At 67.0% G+C, this 20,996-nt stretch carries 22 protein-coding genes; 8 read left to right on the forward strand and 14 right to left on the reverse strand.

Annotated elements, in window-relative coordinates; genetic code table 11:
* Nucleotides 1-48: 48 nt before the first annotated feature.
* The 5 genes from ABGA94_RS07955 to ABGA94_RS07975 form a co-directional block, all read right to left on the reverse strand.
* Nucleotides 49-1,590, reverse strand: coding sequence for a TerC family protein (locus tag ABGA94_RS07955; protein ID WP_065186008.1), 1,542 nt, complete (start codon nt 1,588-1,590; stop codon nt 49-51).
* A gap of 43 nt (nt 1,591-1,633) precedes the next feature.
* Nucleotides 1,634-1,858 (reverse strand): helix-turn-helix transcriptional regulator, encoded by a 225-nt coding sequence (locus ABGA94_RS07960; RefSeq protein WP_053497620.1) that lies wholly within the window; start codon nt 1,856-1,858, stop codon nt 1,634-1,636.
* On the reverse strand, nt 1,858-2,325 hold the full coding sequence (locus tag ABGA94_RS07965) for a DUF2975 domain-containing protein (RefSeq protein WP_375366969.1): 468 nt from the start codon (nt 2,323-2,325) through the stop codon (nt 1,858-1,860). Before ABGA94_RS07965 ends, ABGA94_RS07960 begins: the two co-directional genes overlap by 1 nt.
* A gap of 203 nt (nt 2,326-2,528) precedes the next feature.
* Nucleotides 2,529-3,110: a hypothetical protein gene (locus tag ABGA94_RS07970; protein ID WP_005415652.1), complete on the reverse strand. Its 582-nt coding sequence runs from the start codon at nt 3,108-3,110 to the stop codon at nt 2,529-2,531.
* Between the two features lie 94 nt (nt 3,111-3,204).
* Nucleotides 3,205-3,636: a pyridoxamine 5'-phosphate oxidase family protein gene (locus ABGA94_RS07975; RefSeq protein ID WP_053497616.1), complete on the reverse strand. Its 432-nt coding sequence runs from the start codon at nt 3,634-3,636 to the stop codon at nt 3,205-3,207.
* A 285-nt stretch (nt 3,637-3,921) separates the two neighbouring features.
* Here ABGA94_RS07975 and ABGA94_RS07980 point away from each other — a divergent pair, with 285 nt between their 5' ends.
* The gene (locus ABGA94_RS07980) at nt 3,922-4,359 is read left to right on the forward strand and encodes a hypothetical protein (RefSeq protein ID WP_065178144.1); all 438 of its coding nucleotides are present in this window, start codon (nt 3,922-3,924) and stop codon (nt 4,357-4,359) included.
* A gap of 37 nt (nt 4,360-4,396) precedes the next feature.
* Entirely contained in the window at nt 4,397-4,903 is a 507-nt protein-coding gene (locus ABGA94_RS07985) for a PaaI family thioesterase (RefSeq protein WP_065178145.1), read from the forward strand.
* A 9-nt stretch (nt 4,904-4,912) separates the two neighbouring features.
* Here the strand turns inward: ABGA94_RS07985 and ABGA94_RS07990 are convergent, their stop codons facing one another.
* The 4 genes from ABGA94_RS07990 to ABGA94_RS08005 form a co-directional block, all read right to left on the reverse strand.
* Nucleotides 4,913-6,655 carry a diguanylate cyclase gene (locus ABGA94_RS07990; protein ID WP_375366958.1) on the reverse strand — a complete coding sequence of 581 codons (1,743 nt, stop codon included), beginning with the start codon at nt 6,653-6,655 and terminating at the stop codon, nt 4,913-4,915.
* Between the two features lie 162 nt (nt 6,656-6,817).
* Nucleotides 6,818-7,843, reverse strand: coding sequence for an AI-2E family transporter (locus ABGA94_RS07995; RefSeq protein WP_053497611.1), 1,026 nt, complete (start codon nt 7,841-7,843; stop codon nt 6,818-6,820).
* Nucleotides 7,844-7,959: 116 nt separating this feature from the next.
* Nucleotides 7,960-9,012: a sensor domain-containing diguanylate cyclase gene (locus ABGA94_RS08000; protein WP_065178147.1), complete on the reverse strand. Its 1,053-nt coding sequence runs from the start codon at nt 9,010-9,012 to the stop codon at nt 7,960-7,962.
* Nucleotides 9,013-9,160: 148 nt separating this feature from the next.
* Nucleotides 9,161-10,165, reverse strand: a complete 1,005-nt coding sequence (locus tag ABGA94_RS08005) for a LacI family DNA-binding transcriptional regulator (protein ID WP_111127854.1) — start codon at nt 10,163-10,165, stop codon at nt 9,161-9,163.
* A 95-nt stretch (nt 10,166-10,260) separates the two neighbouring features.
* On the opposite strand from ABGA94_RS08005, the gene ABGA94_RS08010 reads away from it, so the two are divergent.
* Genes ABGA94_RS08010 through ABGA94_RS08030 form a run of 5 tightly spaced genes read left to right on the forward strand, consistent with a single transcriptional unit; the run spans nt 10,261 to nt 14,896 of the window.
* Complete coding sequence (locus ABGA94_RS08010; protein ID WP_329845404.1) at nt 10,261-11,313, forward strand: sugar phosphate isomerase/epimerase family protein; 1,053 nt, start codon at nt 10,261-10,263, stop codon at nt 11,311-11,313.
* Nucleotides 11,314-11,340: 27 nt separating this feature from the next.
* Nucleotides 11,341-12,558, forward strand: coding sequence for a nucleoside permease (locus ABGA94_RS08015; protein WP_005415643.1), 1,218 nt, complete (start codon nt 11,341-11,343; stop codon nt 12,556-12,558).
* A 12-nt stretch (nt 12,559-12,570) separates the two neighbouring features.
* Nucleotides 12,571-13,695 (forward strand): Gfo/Idh/MocA family protein, encoded by a 1,125-nt coding sequence (locus ABGA94_RS08020; protein WP_095376965.1) that lies wholly within the window; start codon nt 12,571-12,573, stop codon nt 13,693-13,695.
* Between the two features lie 19 nt (nt 13,696-13,714).
* Nucleotides 13,715-14,581: a sugar phosphate isomerase/epimerase family protein gene (locus tag ABGA94_RS08025; RefSeq protein ID WP_375366961.1), complete on the forward strand. Its 867-nt coding sequence runs from the start codon at nt 13,715-13,717 to the stop codon at nt 14,579-14,581.
* Nucleotides 14,582-14,599: 18 nt separating this feature from the next.
* Nucleotides 14,600-14,896, forward strand: coding sequence for a cytochrome c (locus ABGA94_RS08030; protein WP_188238780.1), 297 nt, complete (start codon nt 14,600-14,602; stop codon nt 14,894-14,896).
* A gap of 10 nt (nt 14,897-14,906) precedes the next feature.
* On the opposite strand, the gene ABGA94_RS08035 is transcribed toward ABGA94_RS08030, so the two are convergent.
* The 5 genes from ABGA94_RS08035 to ABGA94_RS08055 form a co-directional block, all read right to left on the reverse strand.
* Nucleotides 14,907-15,665, reverse strand: a complete 759-nt coding sequence (locus ABGA94_RS08035; RefSeq protein WP_111175536.1) for a DUF1080 domain-containing protein — start codon at nt 15,663-15,665, stop codon at nt 14,907-14,909.
* The gene (locus tag ABGA94_RS08040; protein ID WP_375366963.1) at nt 15,665-16,240 is read right to left on the reverse strand and encodes a gluconate 2-dehydrogenase subunit 3 family protein; all 576 of its coding nucleotides are present in this window, start codon (nt 16,238-16,240) and stop codon (nt 15,665-15,667) included. The genes ABGA94_RS08035 and ABGA94_RS08040 overlap by 1 nt, the downstream gene beginning before the upstream one ends.
* The gene (locus ABGA94_RS08045) at nt 16,240-17,925 is read right to left on the reverse strand and encodes a GMC family oxidoreductase (protein WP_329888129.1); all 1,686 of its coding nucleotides are present in this window, start codon (nt 17,923-17,925) and stop codon (nt 16,240-16,242) included. The genes ABGA94_RS08040 and ABGA94_RS08045 overlap by 1 nt, the downstream gene beginning before the upstream one ends.
* A gap of 27 nt (nt 17,926-17,952) precedes the next feature.
* Nucleotides 17,953-18,858, reverse strand: a complete 906-nt coding sequence (locus ABGA94_RS08050) for a hydroxypyruvate isomerase family protein (protein WP_375366965.1) — start codon at nt 18,856-18,858, stop codon at nt 17,953-17,955.
* Between the two features lie 202 nt (nt 18,859-19,060).
* Nucleotides 19,061-19,633 carry a single-stranded DNA-binding protein gene (locus tag ABGA94_RS08055; RefSeq protein ID WP_043034165.1) on the reverse strand — a complete coding sequence of 191 codons (573 nt, stop codon included), beginning with the start codon at nt 19,631-19,633 and terminating at the stop codon, nt 19,061-19,063.
* A gap of 291 nt (nt 19,634-19,924) precedes the next feature.
* Between ABGA94_RS08055 and ABGA94_RS08060 the strand changes: the two genes are divergently transcribed.
* Nucleotides 19,925-20,956, forward strand: a complete 1,032-nt coding sequence (locus ABGA94_RS08060) for a LacI family DNA-binding transcriptional regulator (protein WP_014646297.1) — start codon at nt 19,925-19,927, stop codon at nt 20,954-20,956.
* Nucleotides 20,957-20,996 lie beyond the last annotated feature (40 nt).

Genomic DNA, 20,996 nt, shown 5'->3' on the forward strand with positions numbered 1-20,996 from the left:
GCCGAGCCATGCTGGGCTGCATCCCCGAAGCCCAGCATGGGCTCGGCTCTACAACGGCTGGTCGAGGTGTTCCACCCGCAGGCGGGCAATGCGGCGCTTCTCCATCGCCAGCACGGTGATGCGCACACCCGCCACCTCCACCGCATCGCCGGTGTCCGGCAGCCGGCCCAGCTGCTCCAGCACCAGCCCGGAGATGGTCATGTAGTCGGCACTGCGTGGCAGCGATACGCCGGTCAGCCGCTGCAGGTCGTCCAGGGTCAGCGCACCGTCGGCCTCCCACTGGTCCTCGCCCTGCGCGACCACGCCATAGCGCTCGTCCTGGGTATCGACCAGGTCGCCGGCAATCGCCGCCAGCAGATCGTTGGCGGTCACCAGGCCTTCCACGCTGCCGTACTCATCCACCGCCACCGCCAGCGGTACCGGATGCTGGCGGATCAGTTCCAGCGCCTGCAGCGCACTGGCGCTGGACAGCACGTACTGCGGCTCGCGCAGGTTGCCTTCCAGCTGCAGCGGCCTGCCCTGCAGCAGGTCAGCCAGCAGGTCGCGGCTCTGCACCACGCCACGCAGGCTGTCCAGGTCACCATCGCCCACCAGCAGCCGGGTGTGTGGCGATGCCACCAGGCGGGCCACCACATCCTCCTGGCCCCGCGCCAGGTCGATCCACTGCACATCGGCGCGCACGGTCATTACGCTCGACACCGGACGGTCAGCCAGGCCGAGCACGCTACGGATCATCTCGTGCTCGGCCGGCTGCAGGCGCTCTTCGGCATCTACCGGCTCGTCCACGCCGTCATCGGAATGGCCGTTGGCCGGGCGCGCCCCGAGCATGCGCAGCACCGCATCAGCGGTGCGCTGGCGGAACGGCTGGCGGCGCTCGTTGCGCTCACGATTGAAACGCACCCACTGGTTGAACGCCTCGACCAGGATCGAGAAGGCGATCGCGGCGTACAGGTAGCCCTTCGGGATCTTGTAGCCCAGGCCCTCGGCCACCAGGCTGAAACCGATCATCAGCAGGAAGCCCAGGCACAGCACCACCACGGTGGGATGCTTGTTGACGAAGCGGGTCAACGGCTTGCTCGCCAGCAGCATCAGCGCCATCGCGATGGTGACGGCGGCATACATCACGCCCAGGTTGTCGACCATGCCGACCGCGGTGATCACCGAGTCCAGCGAGAACACCGCATCGAGCACCACGATCTGCGCCACCACCATTGCGAAGCTGGCGTAGACCTTCTTGCCGTCTTCGTGGTGCGCGCGGCCTTCCAGCCGTTCGTGCAGCTCCATGGTGCCCTTGAACAGCAGGAACAGGCCACCGCCCAGCAGGATCAGGTCACGCCCGGAGAAGCTGTGCTCGAACAGCGTAAGCAGCGGCGCGGTCAGTTTCATGATCCAGGCCAGCGCCGCCAGCAGCACCAGCCGCATCAGCAGGGCCAGTGCCAGGCCGATCACCCGCGCGCGGTCGCGCTGGTGGGGCGGAAGCTTGTCGGCAAGGATCGCGATGAACACCAGGTTGTCGATGCCGAGCACGATCTCAAGCACGACCAGGGTTGCAAGGCCCATCCAAATCGAGGGGTCAGTCAACCATTCCATTTCAGGTCCGTTTCGTCAGTGGGTAAGGGAGAAGAAGAAACACTCAGTCTGCGTCCTGCGCCCGCGCCGGGTCGTACCCGAGCAGGTCGCCAGGCGTGCATTGCAGCTCCCGGCAGATCGCATCCAGCGTGGAAAAGCGGATGGCGCGCGCCTTGCCGGTCTTCAGGATCGACAGGTTCGCCAGGGTGATGTCGATGCGACCGGCCAGCTCGGACAGGGTCATGCCCCGTTCCTGCAGCACGCGGTCCAGGGTGATGACGATTGCCATCAGATGACACCGTCGAGGTCATCGCGCATCGCCGCGCCCACGGCGAAGACGCGTGCCAGCACGAACAGCATCAGCACCGCCACCAGCCCGGTGATCGACATGCCGCCGCCCACCTCCATCCAGCTGAAGTCCGGGCCCATCCAGGCCGCGTAGGCGCCGATCAGGATCGACAGCAGCTCCATCGCCAGCATCAGCCACGCCATGCGTTGCAGGCGCTGCGCATTGGCGTGGGTGAACGGCCTTTCACGCGCCGCCGATTTCAGCAGCCGCAGCAGATGGCGCAGGAACAGCAGGCACAGCACCAGCAGCGCGACGATCACAGCCAGCCCCAGGCAGAAGTGCAGGAACAGGGCGTTGCCGTGCGCAGCAGCGGCAGCGGCATCGTGGACGCTGTCGAGCAGCCAGCGACGGTCGTGCACGACCAGCGGCACGGCCAGCAGTGCGGCCAGGATGCCCAGCCAGCACATCGCCCGGACGGCCTGGACGGCGGCCTGGGCCAGGGTGAACAAGCCTCGCGCGGGTCTGGCGCGGGCGGGACGAGCGGTCAAGCGGCCTCCGGCGTTGGGGCGGCCTCGCCGCCCCGGGGTGGATTTATCGATAAACGATATATCACAACCAGCGTGAAAGGCTGAATCGCAGGCATGGGCAGCCTGCGCGGCGCGGGCCAGCGTTACCGACTGGGTGCAGCCTGCTCCAGCATCGCTTCGCCCGGCGTCACCGAGGCCATCGCCTGCACGCCGGCCTCGGCGGCCTGCCGCGTGACCAGCCTGAAACGCACCTGCAGCTTGGCCTGCCCGGGCGTGGCCCAGCCGTACTGGATCGCCACCTGGTCCGCCGACAACGGCCCACGGCCTGGCAGCGAGCGCGCCTGCAACGGCGTCGGCGCCGCCTGCACCAACCGGGCAAAGCCCTTCTGCACGACCGCCGCGTCGGCCTTTTCGGCGTAGACCGTGCACGTGCCATCGTCAGCCCAGCTGACTGCATAGCGGCCGCTGGCCAGCGGCACCATCCAGGCCACGCCCGACTGCCCCTGCAGCAACGTTGCCGCCTCGGCAGGCTGCAGCGGTGACAGCCCGTTGGATTCCATCAACGACTGCAACCGCGCTGGCGCGCCGATGTGCTGCATGCAGGCGGTATCGAACAACTCACTGAAAGGGTCCTGCGCCTGTGCGCTGGCCTTGGGTGCACGCGCAGGCTGCGCCGCCGCCAGGGCAGGCAGCAGGGCCAGGATCAGCCAGGAGGCAGGGCGCATTGGAACTCCACGGTACGGAACGCAGCGGGGAGGATGGCAAAGCCCGGGCGTGGCGTGCAACGGCCGCGTTGCCGCCGGCCTCCCCGCACCGGGATCAGGCTGTGATTTCGCCCTCGTCCTCGCCATCCCAGTAGTGGATGCGGCTGGCGCGCACATGGATCAGTACCAGTCCTGGTGTATCCACTCCCTGTTCGAACCACCGCTCCAGGTCCTTCACCCAGTGCTCGCGCATCGTGGCCCGATCGCGCACCAGCGCTGCCCTTCCCTGCACGTGCACGAACAGCGGCGGCTTGCCCAGCAGCGACTTGCTGCCGGAGAAACCCAGTGCGACGGCAGGGTCAGCCTCGATCTCGCGCACCATGTCGGTGTCTTCCATGGTGAAGAACCAGCTGTCACCGTCATAGTCCACGTCACCGTTGTTGCTCATGGGCCGACCGGCAATTTCTCCACCGGCGTGGGTCTGCAGCATCGTGAAATCGATGCCGGCCATTTTCTTGGCAAGTTCTGGGAGGGTGAGCTGGGTCACGGCGCGGTCCTTGATCGGAGGGACGCCCAGCGTCTGCGCAGAGCGGTGACCGGAAAGTGGATGAGCACTTGCGGCCTCTTCACGGGAAACGAGATACGGCGCATGGTCCGTGCGTGACGCACTCCACACCACCATACCCACGTTAAAAGCAGATGGAGGAACGCCCCTGCGAAGCACCACAGCCAGCTAACAGGGGGCTGCCGGAGAATCGCGCAACCCCGTGGCACGACCGGCATGGCAGCCGGCATGCGCGCGGCGACTCCTTCGCAACCGCATGGCCTCCACATGGATCTGTTCGCCTGGCTCGCGTTCGGCTGCTACCTGTTGGCGTTCTTCATTGTCTCGCTGTTTGCTGCAGCCTATCTGAAGCGCTCCGACTTCATGCCCTACCACGGGCAAGCCGTGGGCGTGCCGTGGGCGGAGATCGAACCGCGCATGCAGGTGCTGCTGATGGCACTCATCCGCGTGGTCGGCGCCGGGTGGATCGCACTGGCCGGTGCCGGCGTGATGCTGGCCTGCCTGATCTTCTTCGGCGGTCACTTCGCACTGCCGCAGCTGCTGGCGTTCCAGCTGTTCTGCCTGGTCGCCACGCTGCCGCCGGTGCTGGTCGCCTCTGGTGTGCGGCGGCGTACCGGCGCACGTACACCGGTGCCCGCTGGCGCCGCGGTGGTGCTGCTGTCGGTCATCGGATTCGTGCTGGCCCTGTTGTCGCTACCGCAGTGAGTCCCCTTTCTCTCCCCTCCCCCCACGAGGCCCCACAATGAATCCCGAATCGATCTTCTACAGCGTGGTCAACGGTGATCTGCCCCCCTCCCAGGCCGGCACCCTGCTCGGCTGGCGCTTCGTTGGCTACGACGATGCATTGCGCCGCATCCAGGTCGAATTCGAAGCCGGCGCCGTGCTCACCAACCCAATGGGCAATGTGCAGGGCGGTTTCCTGTCAGCGATGCTGGACGACTGCATGGGGCCGGCGATCTACGCCACCCTGCCCGCCAACCGCATCGCGGTCACGGTGGAATCCAAGACCAGTTTCGTCAGCCCGGCGCGGCCCGGGCGGATCATCGGGTGGGGCGAGGTCGAGCACAGCAAGGGCAGCATCGCCTTCACCCGCGGCTGGCTGACCGACCCGGCCGGCAAGGTGCTGGCCACCGCCAGCGCCACGTTCCGGGTGGGTGCACTGCGCTGGCGTGGGCTCTCGGTGCCGCGTCCCATCGCGCGCCGGATGATCGCGCGCACGCTGCGCCGCGTGCATGCGCGGATCGGCTGATGGGTGCCGTCAACGTGCCTTGCGGCCGCCACCGGCCACGCGCACGCGGTCGCGCCCCTGTGCCTTGGCCTGGTACATGGCCGCATCGGCGGCACGCAACAGGGTGCGCCAGCCCAGCGCATCGGTGCCACCCGCGGCCACGCCGAAGCTGGCGGTGACCCGCAGCACGTTGCCACCGGCCAGTGCGATGTCCAGCTGCCGCAGTGCCATGCGCAGCGACTCGGCCAATTGGCGTCCGCCGGCCAGGTCGCCGTCGGCCAGCAGCACCAGGAACTCCTCGCCACCGTAGCGGGCGATGCTGTCGCTGCGGCGCAGGTGGCGCTGCAGCAGCTGCGCCACCTGCACCAGCACCTGGTCGCCCGCATCATGCCCATGGCCGTCGTTGATGGCCTTGAAGCGATCGACATCCAGCAGGATCACCACCGCACTGTTGCCGCCGTCGGCATGCCGCTGCTGTACCCTTTCTTCCAGCGCGCGCCGGTTCAACAACCCGGTCAGCTCATCGGTGCCGGCCAACTGGCGCAGCTCGCTGGTCAACGCCGAGCGCTCGCGCGACTTCTCGCGCAGCACTTCAATGGCATCGAACAGGCGCTGCATCTCGGCCAGCGGGTGGGTCACATGCTGCTCCGGGCCGGGCGCTTCCGAGGCGATCTGGATGACCTGCTTCTGCGCCTGCAGCAGCGGCCGCAGGATCTGCAGATGGGCGATGCGCAGCGCCACGCCCAGCACCACCAGCGTGCCCAGCACCGTCGCCACCAGCACCACCAGGCGCGTCGCTTCGCGGTTGCGGGTGCGCTCGAAACGGGCGATGGACACGCTCAGGTAACCATCACGCAGCGCTTCCAGCGACCGCAGGGTCGGTACGTAGCGCGTGGTGAACTCGGCGGCGGTCCACGGCGGCGGCACGCCCCGCCGGCCATCTTCGATCAGCTGTTCGATCATCGGCAGCGATTCGCCGAAGAACTGGCGGCGTGCCATGTCCCAATGCCAGGACAGCGTCGGATCGCTGCGGAACACGGCTTCATGGCTGCCTGCCAGCCGCCACAGCTCCAGCAGGCGGCCTTCGGTTTGCAATGCCGCCCGCACCTGTTCGTCACGCCAGGCCCCCGGTACCGCCACTGGCGCCATCACGTTCGAGGCCAGGCGGCCGCCATGCTCGCGCAGGTCGATCAGCACCTGGCCCTGCATTGCCGGGACCGCCGCTTCGCGGTCGGCACTGACCAGCACGCCGATCTGCGTCGAGGTCAACACGTGCACGCGATCGACCACGGCGAACATGCTGCTGATCGCGCGCTCCACGTCTTCCACCCGGCGCGCGTCGTGCGGCTGTGCCGCCACCTGGTCCACTGCGGCCCGCGCCGACTGCAGGCGACGTTGCACGTCGGCCAACAGCCCATGTTCGCCGACCACGCCGGGATCGGCCTTGAACACGGTGTCCAGTTGCAGCAGGGCGGTGTCGACCCGCTTGCGCGCAACCGCCAGCTGCGCGGTCAGCCGGGCCTGTTCGGCCGCATCGGCCGTATTGGCTCCCAGCAGGCTGTTGGCGGGGCCGCGCTCGGCCGACACCTGGTTGGCCAGGTCGAAGGTCTGCTGCAGCCGGCGCAGGCTGACCAGGTTGTCCTCGGCGGCGGTGAAGCGCAGCGTGCCCTGCACCAGTGCGATGGCCATCAGCGGCAGCGTACAGACTACGAACAGCCCGGCCAGGATCCAGACCCAGGTCCGCAATCCGATGGGCGACGCCTTGCGGGCCATGCACATTTCCCCTGTCGTGCGGAACACTGTAGCGGCCGCCTGCACAGGCGCCAAGCCGCTAACGGGCCAACCGTGGCCGTGGGTACACCGTGCGCGCCGCGAACGCACCGACAAGGCCGCGCGGACGCTCGAATCGGGACAAATACGTCATGCCCCGCCGCGTCAGATCCAGCGCTGGTCGACCAGTTCGCGCTTCACGTAGGCATAGAACACCGGCGCGGCGACCAGGCCCGGCAGGCCGAAGGCCGCCTCCATCACCAGCATGGCCAGCAGCAGCTCCCAGGCCCGCGCCTGGATTTCGCCACCCACAATGCGCGCGTTGAGGAAGTACTCCAGCTTGTGGATCACGATCAGGTACAGCAGCGCCGCCACCGCCACATAGAACGAGACCGACAGTGCGACGATGGTGATGATCGTGTTGGAGATGATGTTGCCCACCACCGGCAGCAGGCCGGCCAGGAAGGTGATCAGCACCAGGGTCTTGGACAGCGGCAGGTGCACGCCGAACAACGGCAGCACGCCCAGCAGGAAGATCGCGGTGAACACGGTGTTGAGCAGCGAGATCTTCACCTGCGCGAACACCACCTGACGGAACGCGGTGGCCAGGCGGCTGGTGCGCCCGACCAGCTCCTGCGCCAGCGGACCCATCTTCGGCAGCGGCAGTTCGTCATACAGTGCGATCATCGCACCCAGCACCATGCCGATCAGTACGCGCACACCCACCTGGACCACCGAGGTACCGGCCACGCCCAGCTGGCGCTGATGCTCGGCGGCCCAGTCGTTCAGCGCCGCGCGCAGCGCTGGCATGTCTTCGGGAATGTAGGGTTGCAGCAGCGCCGGCACCTGGTGCCGCGAGGTGTTGAGGATCTCCATCAGGCGCGCCAGCAAAGCGTCCGGGCCACCGGTCTCGTTGCGGAAGAACGAGGCCACGCCGATCCCGGCCAGCACCAGCGCGCTGATGATGATCGCCGACAGCACGATCACTGCGATCGCCCGTGCGCGTCCCGGCGGCAGCCTGCCTTCCACGGTGGAGGCCAGCAGGTGGGTCAGCTGGAACACCAGCAGGCCGGACAGCAGGGTGACCACCAGGCCCAGTTTCAGCGCCAGCCACATGCCCAGCAGCATCATCAGCCATGCCGCGATCCTTGGGATGGGGGGCTTGGGCTGGGCAACGAGAGCGTCTTGCATGGGAGCGCGTCCGGGCGGGGTGGCCCATGGTAGAGGATTGGCGTGCTGATTCCGCGTGCAGGATGAATGGGCATTTCATCCGCGTTCGGCGGCAGCCGTGCCGTCCCCACGCGCGCTCACTCGCCGTAGCTGGCGGTGTTCTTGCCCTGGCGCTTGGCGTGGTACAGCGCGCGGTCGGCCAGTGCCAACCAGTCCTCGACACTGCCGCCACGCGGCGTGGCCGCAATGCCGATACTGACGCTGAATTCCACCCCCGGCGTGGCCTGCCGCGCGGCCTCGAGCAGGTGCAGGCGCACCCGCTCGGCCACCTGCATTGCATCGACGGGCGCGCAGTCGCGCAGCAGCACGACGAACTCATCGCCCCCCAGCCGCGCGGGCGTATCACCCGGGCGGGCAACGGTGCGCAATGTCGCCGCGATATGCCGCAGCACCTCGTCACCGGCGCGGTGGCCGTGCGAGTCATTGATGCGCTTGAAGTCGTCCACATCGAGCATCAGCAGGCAGGCAAAGCCGCCCTGGCCCTGTGCCCGGTCCAGCGCCTGCTGCGCACGCAGGATCAGGAAACCGCGGTTGGCCAGCTCGACCAGCGGGTCCATCCGGCTGAGACGCTGCAGCTGGCGGTTCTGCGATTTGACCCGGCGCGCCAGCTGCCAGCTGAGAATGCTCAGGCCGATGCCATACACGAACAGGAACGGGACACTCAGCATGATAGTGCGCTGCGAGGTGACCGGCTGGTAAGGGAAGCCGAGCGCCCACCAGGTGAGCGCAAAGCCCACCAGCAGGGCCAGCGTGGCGCGCATCGCCAGGCGAACGCCACCGGCAGCGATCTTGTCGGCCACCAGCAGTGCGGCGAACAGTGCACTGGGCACCGCGCTCAATGCCATGAAGGCGATCCAGCCACCGCCGAACAAGGAGTCGGCCACCATGCAGCGGAACTGGACGAGCGCGGGCTGGCCGGAGCGCTGGGTCAGCTTCAATGCCAGCGCAGGCCACGCCAGCGCGTTGAGCAGCAGCAGGACCCATGCCAGCGGCCCATCGTGGCGCTCGAGGATGATCGAAGCGATGGGGATCGCCCCCAGCCCATTGCCGACGAAACGCATCCAGCCGATGCGACGTGCCGCGCCAATGCCTTCGACCGCGCCTTCCGCCGAATCGGTAAAGAATGGCATTGCCCCCCCCTGCGCGATCACACCCGCTGCTACGGCCCTTGCCGGGCTGCCTGCGATGAGTCTGACAGCTTTGCGTCAATTCGGGATCAAGGTCGCGGGACGACGCGCGGGCCGGCCGCCCTGCTCCGGCTGCCCTGCCTCGCCTCCGCTACCGCCCAGGCGCCGCTGTCGAACCGCGCAGCATGAAGCTGAACTCCAGCGTCTGCTGAAGCGGTACATCGACCTGTTCAATGATGGCGAGCAGCAGGTTGACCGCGCGCTCGCCGATTTCACGCATCGGCTGCTGGATGGTCGTCAGCGGCGGGGTGAGGTAACGCGACGAGGCCAGGTCGTCGAAGCCGACGATGGAGAGCGCTTCCGGAACGCGGATGCCCCGGTCGCGACAGGCCGCCAGTGCCCCCAGTGCCATCTGGTCGCTGAAGCAGAACACCGCGGTCGGCACGGGCGTGCCGTCCAGCAGCGCCATCACCGCCGCATGCCCGGACTCAACGGAAAAGTCCCCGGGCACGATGCTCAGCTGGCGCAGGCGACCCCGCGCCTTGCCGGCGGCCCGGACCCCTTCCAGCCGCTGCTGGTGCAGGGGGTTGTCAGGTGGCCCGCCGACCACGGCGATCCGTTCGTGCCCCAGGCCGTACAGGTGCTCCATCACCGCGCGTGCGGCGGCCGCGTTGTCGATATGGACGCTGGGGATGCCCAGTGCGGGGTCGAACTCGCATCCATTGACCACCGGCGCAGCTGCGCCGCGCTGCTCGACGATCTCGCGCGCGGTCGGTGGCAGGCGATGGCCCAGCACGATCATGCCGTCTGCCTCGTTGCGCCGTAGCATCTGCGCGTAGCGCTCCTCACGATCGGGTTGATGCTGGGTATCGCCCAGCAGAACCGCGTAGCCGACCGCCTGCGCGGCCTCCTCCGCACCCTGCAGGATCTGTGCGAAGAACGGATTGGCGATGTCCGGGACGGTGACCAGGATCTTGCCGCTGCGCTGGGTCTTGAGCGTGCGGGCCACCGTGTTGGGCACATAGCCCAATGCGACGGCGGCCTGCTCGATGCGCGCACGGGTGGCCGGCAGCACCTTGTCCGGCCGGGAAAGCGCCCGTGACACCGTGCCTGCGGAGACGCCGACGTGCCTGGCGATGTCGTAGATGGTGGCCATGGCGTTAGTTCTCCTGTCCGCTGTGCAGTGCACAACAGGTCCTGCGTGCGCCCCTGCTAGGATAATGCAATCGATTGCATCGAGGGCGAATCACGTTGAAGACGCTCAAGGGTCCAGCGCTGTTCCTGGCGCAGTTCATCGGCGACACAGCTCCTTTTGATCGGCTGGACACGCTGGCCGGATGGGCCGCGGGTCTGGGCTATTCTGGCGTACAAGTTCCCACCTCCGCGCCCCACCTGTTCGATCTGGCCGCGGCGGCACGCAGCCAGGCGTACTGCGACGATGTTGCCGGCATGCTGTCCGGGCACGGCCTGCAGATCACCGAACTGTCGACCCACCTGCAGGGGCAGCTGGTCGCGGTCCATCCCGCCTACGACAGCCTGTTCGACGGATTCGCACCCGCCGATGTGCGCGGCAACCCGCCCGCGCGCCAGGCCTGGGCCGTGGAGCAGCTGCGGCTCGCCGCGCAGGCCAGCCAGCGCCTGGGGCTGACCGCGCACGCCACCTTTTCCGGTGCGCTGGCCTGGCCCTACTTCTATCCGTGGCCGCAGCGCCCGCCGGGCCTGGTGGAAGAAGCCTTCGCCGAACTGGGCCGCCGCTGGCGCCCGATCCTGGATGTGTTCGACGCCTGCGGCGTGGACCTGTGCTTCGAACTCCATCCCGGCGAGGACCTGCACGACGGTGCGACCTTCGAGCGCTTCCTCGATGAGGTCGACCATCATCCCCGCGCGAAGATCCTGTACGACCCCAGCCACCTGCTGCTACAGCAGATGGACTACCTCGGCTTCATCGACCGCTACCACGCCCGCATCGGCATCTTCCACGTCAAGGACGCGGAGTATCGCCCCAGCGCGCGCAGCGGCGTGTATGGCGGCTACCAGGACTGGATCGATCGTCCGGGCCGGTTCCGCTCACCCGGTGACGGCCAGATCGACTTCAAGGCGATCTTCTCGAAGTTCGCCCAGTACGACTTCCCCGGCTGGGCGGTGCTGGAATGGGAGTGCTGCCTGAAACACCCGGAGGACGGCGCGCGCGAGGGTGCCGCCTTCATCCGCGATCACATCATCCATGTGACCGAACGCGCCTTCGACGACTTTGCCGGGAGCGACACGGACGCTGGATCACTGCGCCGCATGCTGGGAATCTGAGCCACGACCGCCCCGGGAGGGCAAGCCATGACGCACGCCATGTCGCGCCTGGGCGCGATGATGTTTCTGCAGTTCTTCATCTGGGGGGCGTGGTTCGTCACCCTGGGTACCTACCTGGTACAGGGCCCGCTGCAGGCCAGCGCAAGCCAGGTGGCAACGGCGTTCCTCAGCCAGTCCATCGGCGCCATCGTGGCGCCGTTCCTGGTCGGCCTGATCGCAGACCGCTACTTCGCGGCGCAGCGCATCCTGGCGATACTGCACCTGGCCGGCGCGGTGCTGATGTGGCTGGCGTCCACCGCCACCAGCTTCAGCATGTTCTCCGCCTGCGTGATGGGCTACATGCTGCTGTTCATGCCGACGCTGGCACTGGCCAACAGCGTCGCCATGCGGCACATGCAATCGCCGGAGAAGCAGTTCCCGCTGGTACGCGTGGCCGGCAGCATCGGCTGGATCATCGCCGGGGTGCTGATCGGCTGGCTGGGCTGGGAACAGGCGCACCGGCTTGAACTGACCTTCCGCATGGCCGCATTGGCATCGCTGGTGCTGGGCCTGTATGCGTTCACCCTGCCGCACACGCCGCCGCTGGCGCAGCAGCGCGATGCCGGGCTGGGACAGATCCTGGGGCTGGATTCATTGCGGTTGCTGAAGTCGCGCGCCTACCTGGTGTTCTTCCTGGCTTCCATCGCCATCTGCATCCCGCTGTCGTTCTACTACAACTTCACCAATCCGTATCTCAACGACCTCGGTGTGCACGGCGCCGCCGGACTGCAGTCGCTGGGCCAGGTCTCCGAAGTGCTGCTGATGCTGGCCATGCCGTTCCTGTTCGTGCGGCTGGGGGTGAAGACCATGCTGGCGGTCGGCATGGCGGCCTGGGTCGTGCGCTACGCGCTGTTCGCCTTCGGCGATGCGGGCAGTGGCTTCTCCCTGCTTGTGATCGGCATCGTACTGCATGGCATCTGCTACGACTTCTTCTTCGTCACCGGCCAGATCTACACCGATGCCCACGCCGGCCCCGCCGCGCGCAGCAGCGCGCAGGGCTTCATCACCCTGGCCACCTATGGCGTGGGCATGCTGATCGGCACCTTCCTGTCCGGCGCGGTAGTGGAGCACTTCACCACTGCAGCGGGCCCGGACTGGCAGCAGATCTGGTTGTTCCCGGCCGGCGTCGCACTGGTGGTGTTGATCGCCTTCCTGCTGCTGTTCCGCGACCGCCCGGTAGCTGCGGCCGCGTCGTCCACCCCCTGAGGAGACCAGCCGATGCCCCCGCTTGGAATCGCCATCATTGGTACCGGCATGATCGGTGCGGTGCATCGCCGCGCGGCACTGCTGGCTGGCGCCGAGGTGCGCGGCGTGGCCGCCTCGTCGCCGCAGCGCGCGCGCGAGGTGGCGCACGCGTGGAATGTCCCGCGCGCCTATCGCGATATCGAGGACGTCGTCGCTGATCCCCAGGTACAGGTCGTGCACATCTGCACGCCCAATCATCTGCACCGCACGATGGCGCAGGCCGCACTGGAAGCCGGCAAGCACGTGATCTGCGAGAAACCGTTGGCGACGACGCTGGACGATGCGCAGGCGCTGGCGGCGCTGGCCGCCTCGACCGGATTGGTCGCCACCGTCCCCTTCGTCTACCGCTACCACCCGGTGGTCCGCGAGGCACGTGCACGCATCACGCAGGGCGATCTGGGGCCACTGCACCTGATCCATGGCAGCTACCTGCAGGACTGGCTGCTGGACCCGGCCAGCAACAACTGGCGGGTTGACCCGGCACTGGGTGGTACATCGCGCGTGTTCGCTGACATCGGGTCGCATTGGTGCGACCTGGTTGAATGGGTCAGCGGCGAGTGCTTCGCCGAAGTGAACGCGGCGTTTGCCACGGTGATCGCCGAACGCAGCGCAACCACCTCCCAGAGCTTCAGCACGCCGGCGACAGACGGCGCAAAGCAAGCGGTCGAGAGCGAGGACGTGGCCGCAGCGATGTTCAGGACCGGCGCGGGCACGCTGGCGTCATTGACGGTCAGCCAGGTCTCGGCCGGACGCCACAACCGGCTCTGGTTCGAGATCGACGGCGCCAACGCCAGCGTGGCGTTCAACCAGGAGGATGCCGAGCGGCTGTGGATCGGCCTGCCCGAACAGCGCGAGGAAATCTTCGTGCGCGGCCCGGGCGCCGGCAGCGCCGAACAACGCCGGTTGTCGCCGCTGCCAGCGGGGCACGCGCAGGGCTACGGGCAGTGCTTCGAAGCGTTCGTGGCCGACACCTATCGCGCCATTGAAGGCGAGCGGCCGCAGGGCCTGCCCACCTTCGAAGACGGCCTGCGCTCGGCGCGGATCGTTGATCGTGTCATTGCATCGGCCAGGTCACGCACCTGGACCGCCATCGGTTGAATCCCGGGAGGATCTGTTGATGAACATCCCTGTCCGTAGAACTGCAACCCTCGTCCTGCTGCTGCTCGCAGTCCTGCCCGCCTTCGCAGGAAACACAGCCGGTGCGCAGAAGCCCATCGCCGTGCAGATGTACACACTGCGCAATGCCGGGCCGCTCGACCAGCAGCTGAAGATCGTCCACGACGCGGGCGTGCGTGCGGTGGAGACCGTCGGTACGCAGAATGCAAGCGCTGTGGAACTGAAACAATTGCTGGACCGTTACTCGATCAAAGCGGTTTCGTCGCACGTTCAGCTGGCCGACCTGCGCGACAACCTGGATGCCGTGGTGGCCTTCAACCGCTCGATTGGCAACAGCACGCTGGTGGTGCCCTACCTGGACCAGAAGGACCGCCCGCGCGATGCCGCCGGCTGGACCGCATTGGGACGGGAGCTGGGCCGGATTGCCAGGCAGGTGCGCGGCAGGGGGATGCAGCTGGCCTACCACAACCACGACTTCGAGCTGGTCGACTTCAATGGCAGAACCGGACTGGAGCTGCTGTTCGACGCCGCCGGCCCCGAGCTGCAGACCGAACTGGACCTGGCCTGGGTCGCGCGCGCGGGCCTGGACCCGGCCGTGATGCTTGGCAACTTCCGCGGTCACGTATTTGCGGTACACGCCAAGGACAATGCGCCCAAGGGCCAGGCCGAAGACGAAGGCGGATTCGCTGCGGTCGGCCAGGGCGTGCTGGACTGGAACGCGATCCTGCCAGCCGCCGCCAACGCTGGCGTGCAGTGGTACATCGTGGAGCACGACCAGCCACGCGACCCTGCCAAGGTCATCCAGGCCGGCGCGGACTACCTGCGTGAACACCTGACTACCAACCCGCCCACCCGTGCCCACCGCTGACGCATCAAGGAGCCCCACATGAAAATGATCCTGGCAGTGGCCGTGGCCCTGGGCGGCATGAACGTTGCGACGGCAGCGTGGGCCAAGGACGACCCGGCCGCGGGTGCGAAACTCTACGCCCAGCACTGCACTGCCTGCCACGGTGCTGAACGCACCGGTGTACCACCGACGTTCCCGGCGCTCACCGATGTCGGCAAGCGGCTGCAGCCCGCCCAGGTCAAGGACAGGATCAGGAAGGGCGGCGGCCTGATGCCACCCTTCCCGCAGCTGTCACAGCAGGAGATCGATGACATCGCCAGCTACCTGGAGAAGTAGCCGGTGAGCGCTACAGCTCGCGCACCCAGATGTTGCGGTAGCTGACCTTGGAGTCATGTTCCTGCAGATACAGCGGCGCGCACCCATGCGGTGCGTACGAAGGCGCACCGATGTATTCGGTCCTGCCCGCCAGCACGGTGTCGTCCTGTACCAGCACGCCGTTGTGCAGCACGGTGATCCGTGCGGGCGACGTCAGGCCGCCGCCCGGCGAGAAGCGCGGGGCCTTCCAGATGATGTCGTAGACCTGCCACTGGCCCGGTGCGCGCGAGGCGTTCACCCGTGGCATGGCCTGCTTGTAGATGGAACCCGCCTGGCCATTGGCATAGGTCGGGTTGTGGTAACTGTCGAGCACCTGCAGTTCATACAGTTCCTGCAGGAAGATCCCGCTGTTGCCCCGGTTCTGGCCGTCGAAGCCCTTCGTTTCGGTGGGCGTTCGCCACTCGACATGCAGCTGGACATCGCAGAAGCGTTGCCGGGTGCGGATGCCCTTGCTGCCCGGAACGACAGTCATGGCGCCATCGGCCACCTCCCAGGGCACGCGGCCACCCTGCTCCGCCTCCCACGCGGAGACATCCTTGCCATCGAACAGCACGATCGCATCGGACGGTGCCTTGCCAGGTGGCGTTGCCACGGTCGCGGGCACAGGACTCCACACTTCGGTCTTCTTCGGGTCACGCACAGCGTCGGCATTATCCTGTGCGAACGCAGATGCAGCGGCCAGCAGGCCGGCGGTGATCAACGCAGGGCGGATCATCAGGTTGGTGTCCATCAGCTGGTCCCCCAGGCAGGTGTGCCGGGGACATAGGCGAGGTCACCGTCGTAGCGCCCCGGCACGGCGACGTACTGCAGCACCCCGGTCGCACCGACCTTGGAGGTGAAGAAGCCGAAGATGGCCAGCTGCTTGATCATCGTGAAGTAATGCGGCATGGCTTCGCCCTCTTCGGGCGTTCCGGTCTCGGTCACGTCTGCATTGCGCGCCTTGGCTTCGGCATCCAGTGTACGCAGCAACTCGGTGCGCGCCTCCGGCGTGAGCGACACGAAGCGGCCACCGGCACGCTTGTCGATGTCCGCCAGCCCGGCGCGGAACACCGCCTGCTGCCTGGCGGTGTAGCAGTCGCTGACGAACGTCGCCATGAACGCACCGGCGCCCGCGTCCTTCGCCCCGGGTGTCCGGGTCCGCGGCAGGATGGTTTCGGCAATCTCGTCCAGCGTGCCGATTTCGGCATCGGAGAACGCGGCCATCATCCCGGCCGCTGGTGCTTTGCCATGCACCAGCGCTGGCAGGCCGACCATCGCCGCACCGGTGGCGGCGACGATCATCTTCAGCAGTTCGCGGCGATCCATCACAGGTTCCCCGCTTTCAGTTCGCGTACCGCGTGGTCGGCCGCGCGCGCGGTCAGCGCCATGTAGGTCAGCGACGGATTCACGCAGGCGCTGGAGGTCATGCAGGCACCGTCGGTGACGTACACATTGGGCGCATCCCACACCTGGTTGTGCGCGTTCAACACCGAGCTCTTCCGGTCACGTCCCATACGCGCAGTCCCCATCTCATGGATGCCCTTGCCCGGGGCGTAGTCGTTGTCGTGCATCTTCACGTCCTTGACCCCGGCCGCCTCCAGCATCTCGGCGGCGTCAGCGGCCATGTCCTTGCGCATCGCCAGTTCGTTGGCGCGCATGGACACATCCATCGCCAGCACCGGCAGCCCCCACTTGTCCTTACGGTCGCGGTCCAGGTGGATCGTGTTGTCGTGGTGCGGCAGCATCTCACCAAACCCGGTCATGCCGATGCGCCAGTCACCCGGCACGGTCAGCGCCTCCTTCAGGTCGGCACCGATGTTCAGCTCGGCGATCTCGCGCGACCAGCCGGTGCGGCTGGCACCGCCCTGGTAGCCGAATCCGCGCAGGTAGCCACGCTTGTCGGCGGCGACATTGCGGAACCGCGGAATGTAGAAGCCGCACGGACGGCGGCCGAAGTAGTACTTGTCTTCGTAGCCCTCGACCCGGCCCGAGGCACCCGCACCGAAATGATGGTCCATCACGTTGTGCCCCAGCTCGCCCGACGAAGAGCCCAGCCCGCCGTCCCAGACGTCGGTCGCCGAATTCATCAGCAGCCAGGTCGAGTTGAAGGACGATGCGTTGAGGAAGATGACCTTGGCCGTGTACTGGTAGGTCTGCCCGGTTTCGGCGTCGATCACCTCCACGCCACGCGCGCGCTTGCGATCCTTGTCGTAGAGCACTTCCTTGACGATCGAGAACGGCCGCAGGGTCAGGTTGCCGGTCTTCATCGCCGCCGGCAGCGTCGCCGACTGGGTGGAGAAGTAGGCTCCGAAGGGGCAGCCCAGGATGCACTTGTTGCGATACTGGCAGTTTACGCGCCCCTGCTCGGGCATCGGCTGGGTGATGTTGGCAGTGCGCGAGTGGATCATGTGCCGGGTGCCGCCAAAGGCCTTCTTGATCCGCGCGGCCACGTCCTTCTCGACGATGTTCAACGGGATCGGCGGCAGGAACTCACCATCCGGCAGCACGTCCAGTCCCTCGCGCGTGCCGGCGATGCCGGCGAACTTTTCCACATGGTCGTACCACGGCGCGATGTCGGCATAGCGGATCGGCCAATCGATGGCGATGCCCTCCTTGAGGTTCGCCTCGAAGTCCAGGTCGGAGAAGCGATAGCTCTGCCGGCCCCACAACAATGAGCGGCCACCGACGTGGTAGCCACGGAACCAGTCGAAACGCTTGGTTTCGATGTAGGGTGAGTCCTGCTCGTTGGCCCACATTCCTTCCAGGTTCTCGGCGAGGCCGTAGTCGCGCATCAGCACCGGAAAAGCGACCTTCATCGCCTGCGTCGGACGGTTGCGATGCGGGAAGTCCCACGCTTCCTTCATCGCATTGACGTAGTCCTTGACGTGCTCGATGTTGCGTCCTCGTTCCAGCATCAGGACCTTCAGGCCCTTCTCGGTCAGCTCTTTTGCCGCCCAACCGCCACTGATTCCCGAGCCAACAACAATGGCGTCGTAGTGATTATCTGCCATGGGTCTCTCACCTGGGTGGATATCGTTTCAGACGTCGCAGAGGCGGATCGCCTCGCGCAATGAAGCAACGGCATCGGGCGCGGCAGGCATGAACTCCTGCGCCAGATACCCCTTGAAACCGGTGTCGCGGATCGCGCGACAGATGGCCGGATAGTTCAGCTCCTGCCGGTCCCCGATCTCGTTCCGGCCGGGCACGCCTGCGGTGTGGTAATGCTTGAAGCAGGCGTGGTGCTTGCCGATGGTGGCGATGATGTCGCCCTCCATGATCTGCATGTGGTAGATGTCGTAGAGCAGGCCGAAATTGTCCGAGCCGAGCCGCTGGCACAGCTCCACGCCCCAGGCCGAGTGGTCGCACAGGTAGTCGCGGTGATCGACCTTGGAGTTGAGCAGCTCCATCACCAGCACCACACCGCGCTTCTCGGCATGCCCGAGGATGCGCTTGAGGCCAGCCTCGGCATTGGCCATGCCGTCATGCGGGTCCATACCGTTGCGGTTGCCGGAGAAGCAGATGAGATTCCGGTAACCGGCATCGGCCACCAGATCGATGTGCCGTGTGTAGCGCTCTACCAGCTGGTCGTGGAACTCACGGCCGGCAAAGCCCTTGGTAAGGCCCAGCTCCGCGCCGTTGCACATCGAGCTGTAGACGCCATGGGCCTTCAGCGTGGGCCAGTCTTCGGGGCCGACCAGGTCGATCGCGGCAAAGCCGATGTCCTTCACCGTTGCGCAGAGCTGGGCAACTGACAGCTGCGGGAAGGTCCAGCGGGCCACGGCCTGCTTCAGGTTGCCCTTCAGCGGTGCAGTGGCGGCGAATGCGGGCAACGCCCCCGCGGTCGTCACGGCCCCCAGGCCAATGCTGCCGGCAACTGCGAGGCGCAGCGCATCGCGCCGCGTGAGCCTCGTCGCCGGGGCCGGTCTGATCGAATGGATGGACATCCATCTGCCGGCCTCCCAACCGGTATCAAACGCAACGATTCACAGCAATGCAATCGATTGCACCATAGGGGAGGAAATTGCATGCTTGCAAGTTGCGGTGCACGAAAATTCAATGCTGCGGGGCACAACTCCGCATGAATCGCGGACAAAGAAAAGCCCCGCATGAGCGGGGCTTTCTTTTCTGCTGCAGGCGAGCGTCCGATCAGAACGGAATATCGTCGTCAGCGAAGTCGTCCATCGGCGGCGCCTGCTGCGGCTGCGGGCGCTGGTTGCCGCCCTGGTTGCCGTAGCCGCCACCTTGGTTGCCGCCCTGGTTGCCATAGCCACCGCCCTGGCCACCACGCTGGCCGCCGCCACCGCCGCCGTACTCCTGGCGCGGCGCCTGCTGGCGCTGCGGACGATCGCCGCCGTAGTTGCCGCCACCGCCGCCGCCGCCTTCACCGCGGCCGCCCAGCATCTGCATTTCATCGGCGATGATATCGGTGGAGTACTTCTCCACGCCGTCCTGGCCGGTGTACTTGTCGTAACGCAGGCTGCCTTCGACGTAGACCGAGCTGCCCTTGCGCAGGTATTCGCCAGCGATCTCGCCCAGCTTGCCGAAGAACACCACGCGGTGCCATTCGGTGCGCTCCTGCTGGTTGCCATCCTTGTCCTTGCGGACGCTGGTGGTGGCCAGGCTGATGCGGGTGATCGCCATGCCGCCCTGGGTGTACTTCACGTCCGGGTCGTTGCCGAGATTGCCGACCAGGATGACTTTGTTGATGCCGCGCGCCATAGGTACCTTCGTCCGTTGTCCAAGGGCAGACCGCCAGTGATAGCACAGCCCCGGGCGGGGTGCAGTACGCTGGGCCGCCCCTGGTGAAATTTGGGGGAATGCGAGAACGACGCATCTTACCATTGCCGCCGCCATCCGCCCGGTCAGGAGACCCCGATCGCACCGAAGGATCAGGCTGATTTCCTTGTCCGGCAATGACTTACCTGCGCCCCGACCGACGTTCAGAGGGGCATTCGCGTCTGCGCATGGCATCATGCCCGGGCACCTTCCACCTGCCCGCTCCGCCCGCACATGACGATCAAAGGCAAAGCCACCTCCCTGGACATCGCCCACCTGGCCGGGGTCTCCCAGCCGACCGTGTCGCGGGCCCTGCGTGGCAGCCCGATGGTCAACGCCGAGACCCGCGAGCGCATCCTGCGCATCGCCCGCGAGCTGAATTACAAGGTCGACAAGAACGCCTCCAGTCTGCGCCTGCGCAATGCCGGCACGCTGGCCCTGCTGTTCTTCGAGGATCCGACCAACGACGATTCGCTGATCAACCCGTTCTTCCATTCGATGCTGGGCTCGATCACCCGCGCCTGCGCCCTGCACGGGCAGGACCTGCTGGTGTCGTTCCAGCAGCTGTCCACCGACTGGCAGGCCGATTACGAAGACAGCAACAAGGCCGACGGCATCATCCTGCTCGGTTATGGCGACTACCACGAATCGCGCGACCGCCTGCAGCGGCTGGTTGAACAGGGCACGCACTTCGTTCGCTGGGGCGCCGCCCTGCCCGGCCAGCCCGGTGTCTCGATCGGCAGCGACAACTTCCAGGGCGGGCATGACATCACCACCCATCTGCTGCAGCAGGGCTGCCGCCGCATCGCCTTCCTCGGCCATGCCTCCAGCCATTACCCCGAATTCCAGGAGCGCTACCGCGGCCATGTCGCGGCGCTGCAGGACCACGGCCTGGCCGCCGAACCGGCGCTGCAGCACGATGCGATCACCACCGAGGCCTCCGGCCAGGAGGCCTGCCAGGCCCTGCTGGCGCGCGGCGAGCCGATCGATGCGATCTGCGCGGCCAGCGACCTGATCGCCATCGGTGCGATGCGCGCCCTGCGCGAGGCCGGGCTGCGGGTACCGCAGGACGTGGCGGTGACCGGCTTCGACGACATCCCGCTGGCCGCTTCGGTATCCCCGGCGCTGACCACCGTGCAGCAGGACACCAAGCAGGCCGGGCAGCTGCTGGTGGAACGCCTGCTGGCGCTGATCGGGCGGCAGCCGGTGGACAGCCAGAGCATCCCGGTGAAGCTGGTCGTGCGCGAATCATCCCTGCGCGGGTAGGCGCCGCTGGGCCGGCGCTCCGGCCAACGCACGATGGCGG

The sequence above is a fragment of the Stenotrophomonas sp. 3diitr2024 genome, assembly GCF_042136455.1.
GTDB classification, from domain to species: Bacteria; Pseudomonadota; Gammaproteobacteria; order Xanthomonadales; family Xanthomonadaceae; genus Stenotrophomonas; species Stenotrophomonas sepilia.

Bases quoted from the DNA above. Each gene is read 5' to 3' on its own strand.
- ABGA94_RS07955 (WP_065186008.1), bottom strand. From the start codon at position 1,590: ATGGAATGGTTGACTGACCCCTCGATTTGGATGGGCCTTGCAACCCTG.
- ABGA94_RS07960 (WP_053497620.1), bottom strand. From the start codon at position 1,858: ATGGCAATCGTCATCACCCTGGACCGCGTGCTGCAGGAACGGGGCATG.
- ABGA94_RS07965 (WP_375366969.1), bottom strand. From the start codon at position 2,325: ATGTGCTGGCTGGGCATCCTGGCCGCACTGCTGGCCGTGCCGCTGGTC.
- ABGA94_RS07970 (WP_005415652.1), bottom strand. From the start codon at position 3,110: ATGCGCCCTGCCTCCTGGCTGATCCTGGCCCTGCTGCCTGCCCTGGCG.
- ABGA94_RS07980 (WP_065178144.1), top strand. From the start codon at position 3,922: ATGGATCTGTTCGCCTGGCTCGCGTTCGGCTGCTACCTGTTGGCGTTC.
- ABGA94_RS07985 (WP_065178145.1), top strand. From the start codon at position 4,397: ATGAATCCCGAATCGATCTTCTACAGCGTGGTCAACGGTGATCTGCCC.
- ABGA94_RS07990 (WP_375366958.1), bottom strand. From the start codon at position 6,655: ATGGCCCGCAAGGCGTCGCCCATCGGATTGCGGACCTGGGTCTGGATC.
- ABGA94_RS07995 (WP_053497611.1), bottom strand. From the start codon at position 7,843: ATGCAAGACGCTCTCGTTGCCCAGCCCAAGCCCCCCATCCCAAGGATC.
- ABGA94_RS08000 (WP_065178147.1), bottom strand. From the start codon at position 9,012: ATGCCATTCTTTACCGATTCGGCGGAAGGCGCGGTCGAAGGCATTGGC.
- ABGA94_RS08005 (WP_111127854.1), bottom strand. From the start codon at position 10,165: ATGGCCACCATCTACGACATCGCCAGGCACGTCGGCGTCTCCGCAGGC.
- ABGA94_RS08015 (WP_005415643.1), top strand. From the start codon at position 11,341: ATGACGCACGCCATGTCGCGCCTGGGCGCGATGATGTTTCTGCAGTTC.
- ABGA94_RS08020 (WP_095376965.1), top strand. From the start codon at position 12,571: ATGCCCCCGCTTGGAATCGCCATCATTGGTACCGGCATGATCGGTGCG.
- ABGA94_RS08025 (WP_375366961.1), top strand. From the start codon at position 13,715: ATGAACATCCCTGTCCGTAGAACTGCAACCCTCGTCCTGCTGCTGCTC.
- ABGA94_RS08030 (WP_188238780.1), top strand. From the start codon at position 14,600: ATGAAAATGATCCTGGCAGTGGCCGTGGCCCTGGGCGGCATGAACGTT.
- ABGA94_RS08035 (WP_111175536.1), bottom strand. From the start codon at position 15,665: ATGGACACCAACCTGATGATCCGCCCTGCGTTGATCACCGCCGGCCTG.
- ABGA94_RS08040 (WP_375366963.1), bottom strand. From the start codon at position 16,240: ATGGATCGCCGCGAACTGCTGAAGATGATCGTCGCCGCCACCGGTGCG.
- ABGA94_RS08045 (WP_329888129.1), bottom strand. From the start codon at position 17,925: ATGGCAGATAATCACTACGACGCCATTGTTGTTGGCTCGGGAATCAGT.
- ABGA94_RS08050 (WP_375366965.1), bottom strand. From the start codon at position 18,858: ATGTCCATCCATTCGATCAGACCGGCCCCGGCGACGAGGCTCACGCGG.
- ABGA94_RS08055 (WP_043034165.1), bottom strand. From the start codon at position 19,633: ATGGCGCGCGGCATCAACAAAGTCATCCTGGTCGGCAATCTCGGCAAC.
- ABGA94_RS08060 (WP_014646297.1), top strand. From the start codon at position 19,925: ATGACGATCAAAGGCAAAGCCACCTCCCTGGACATCGCCCACCTGGCC.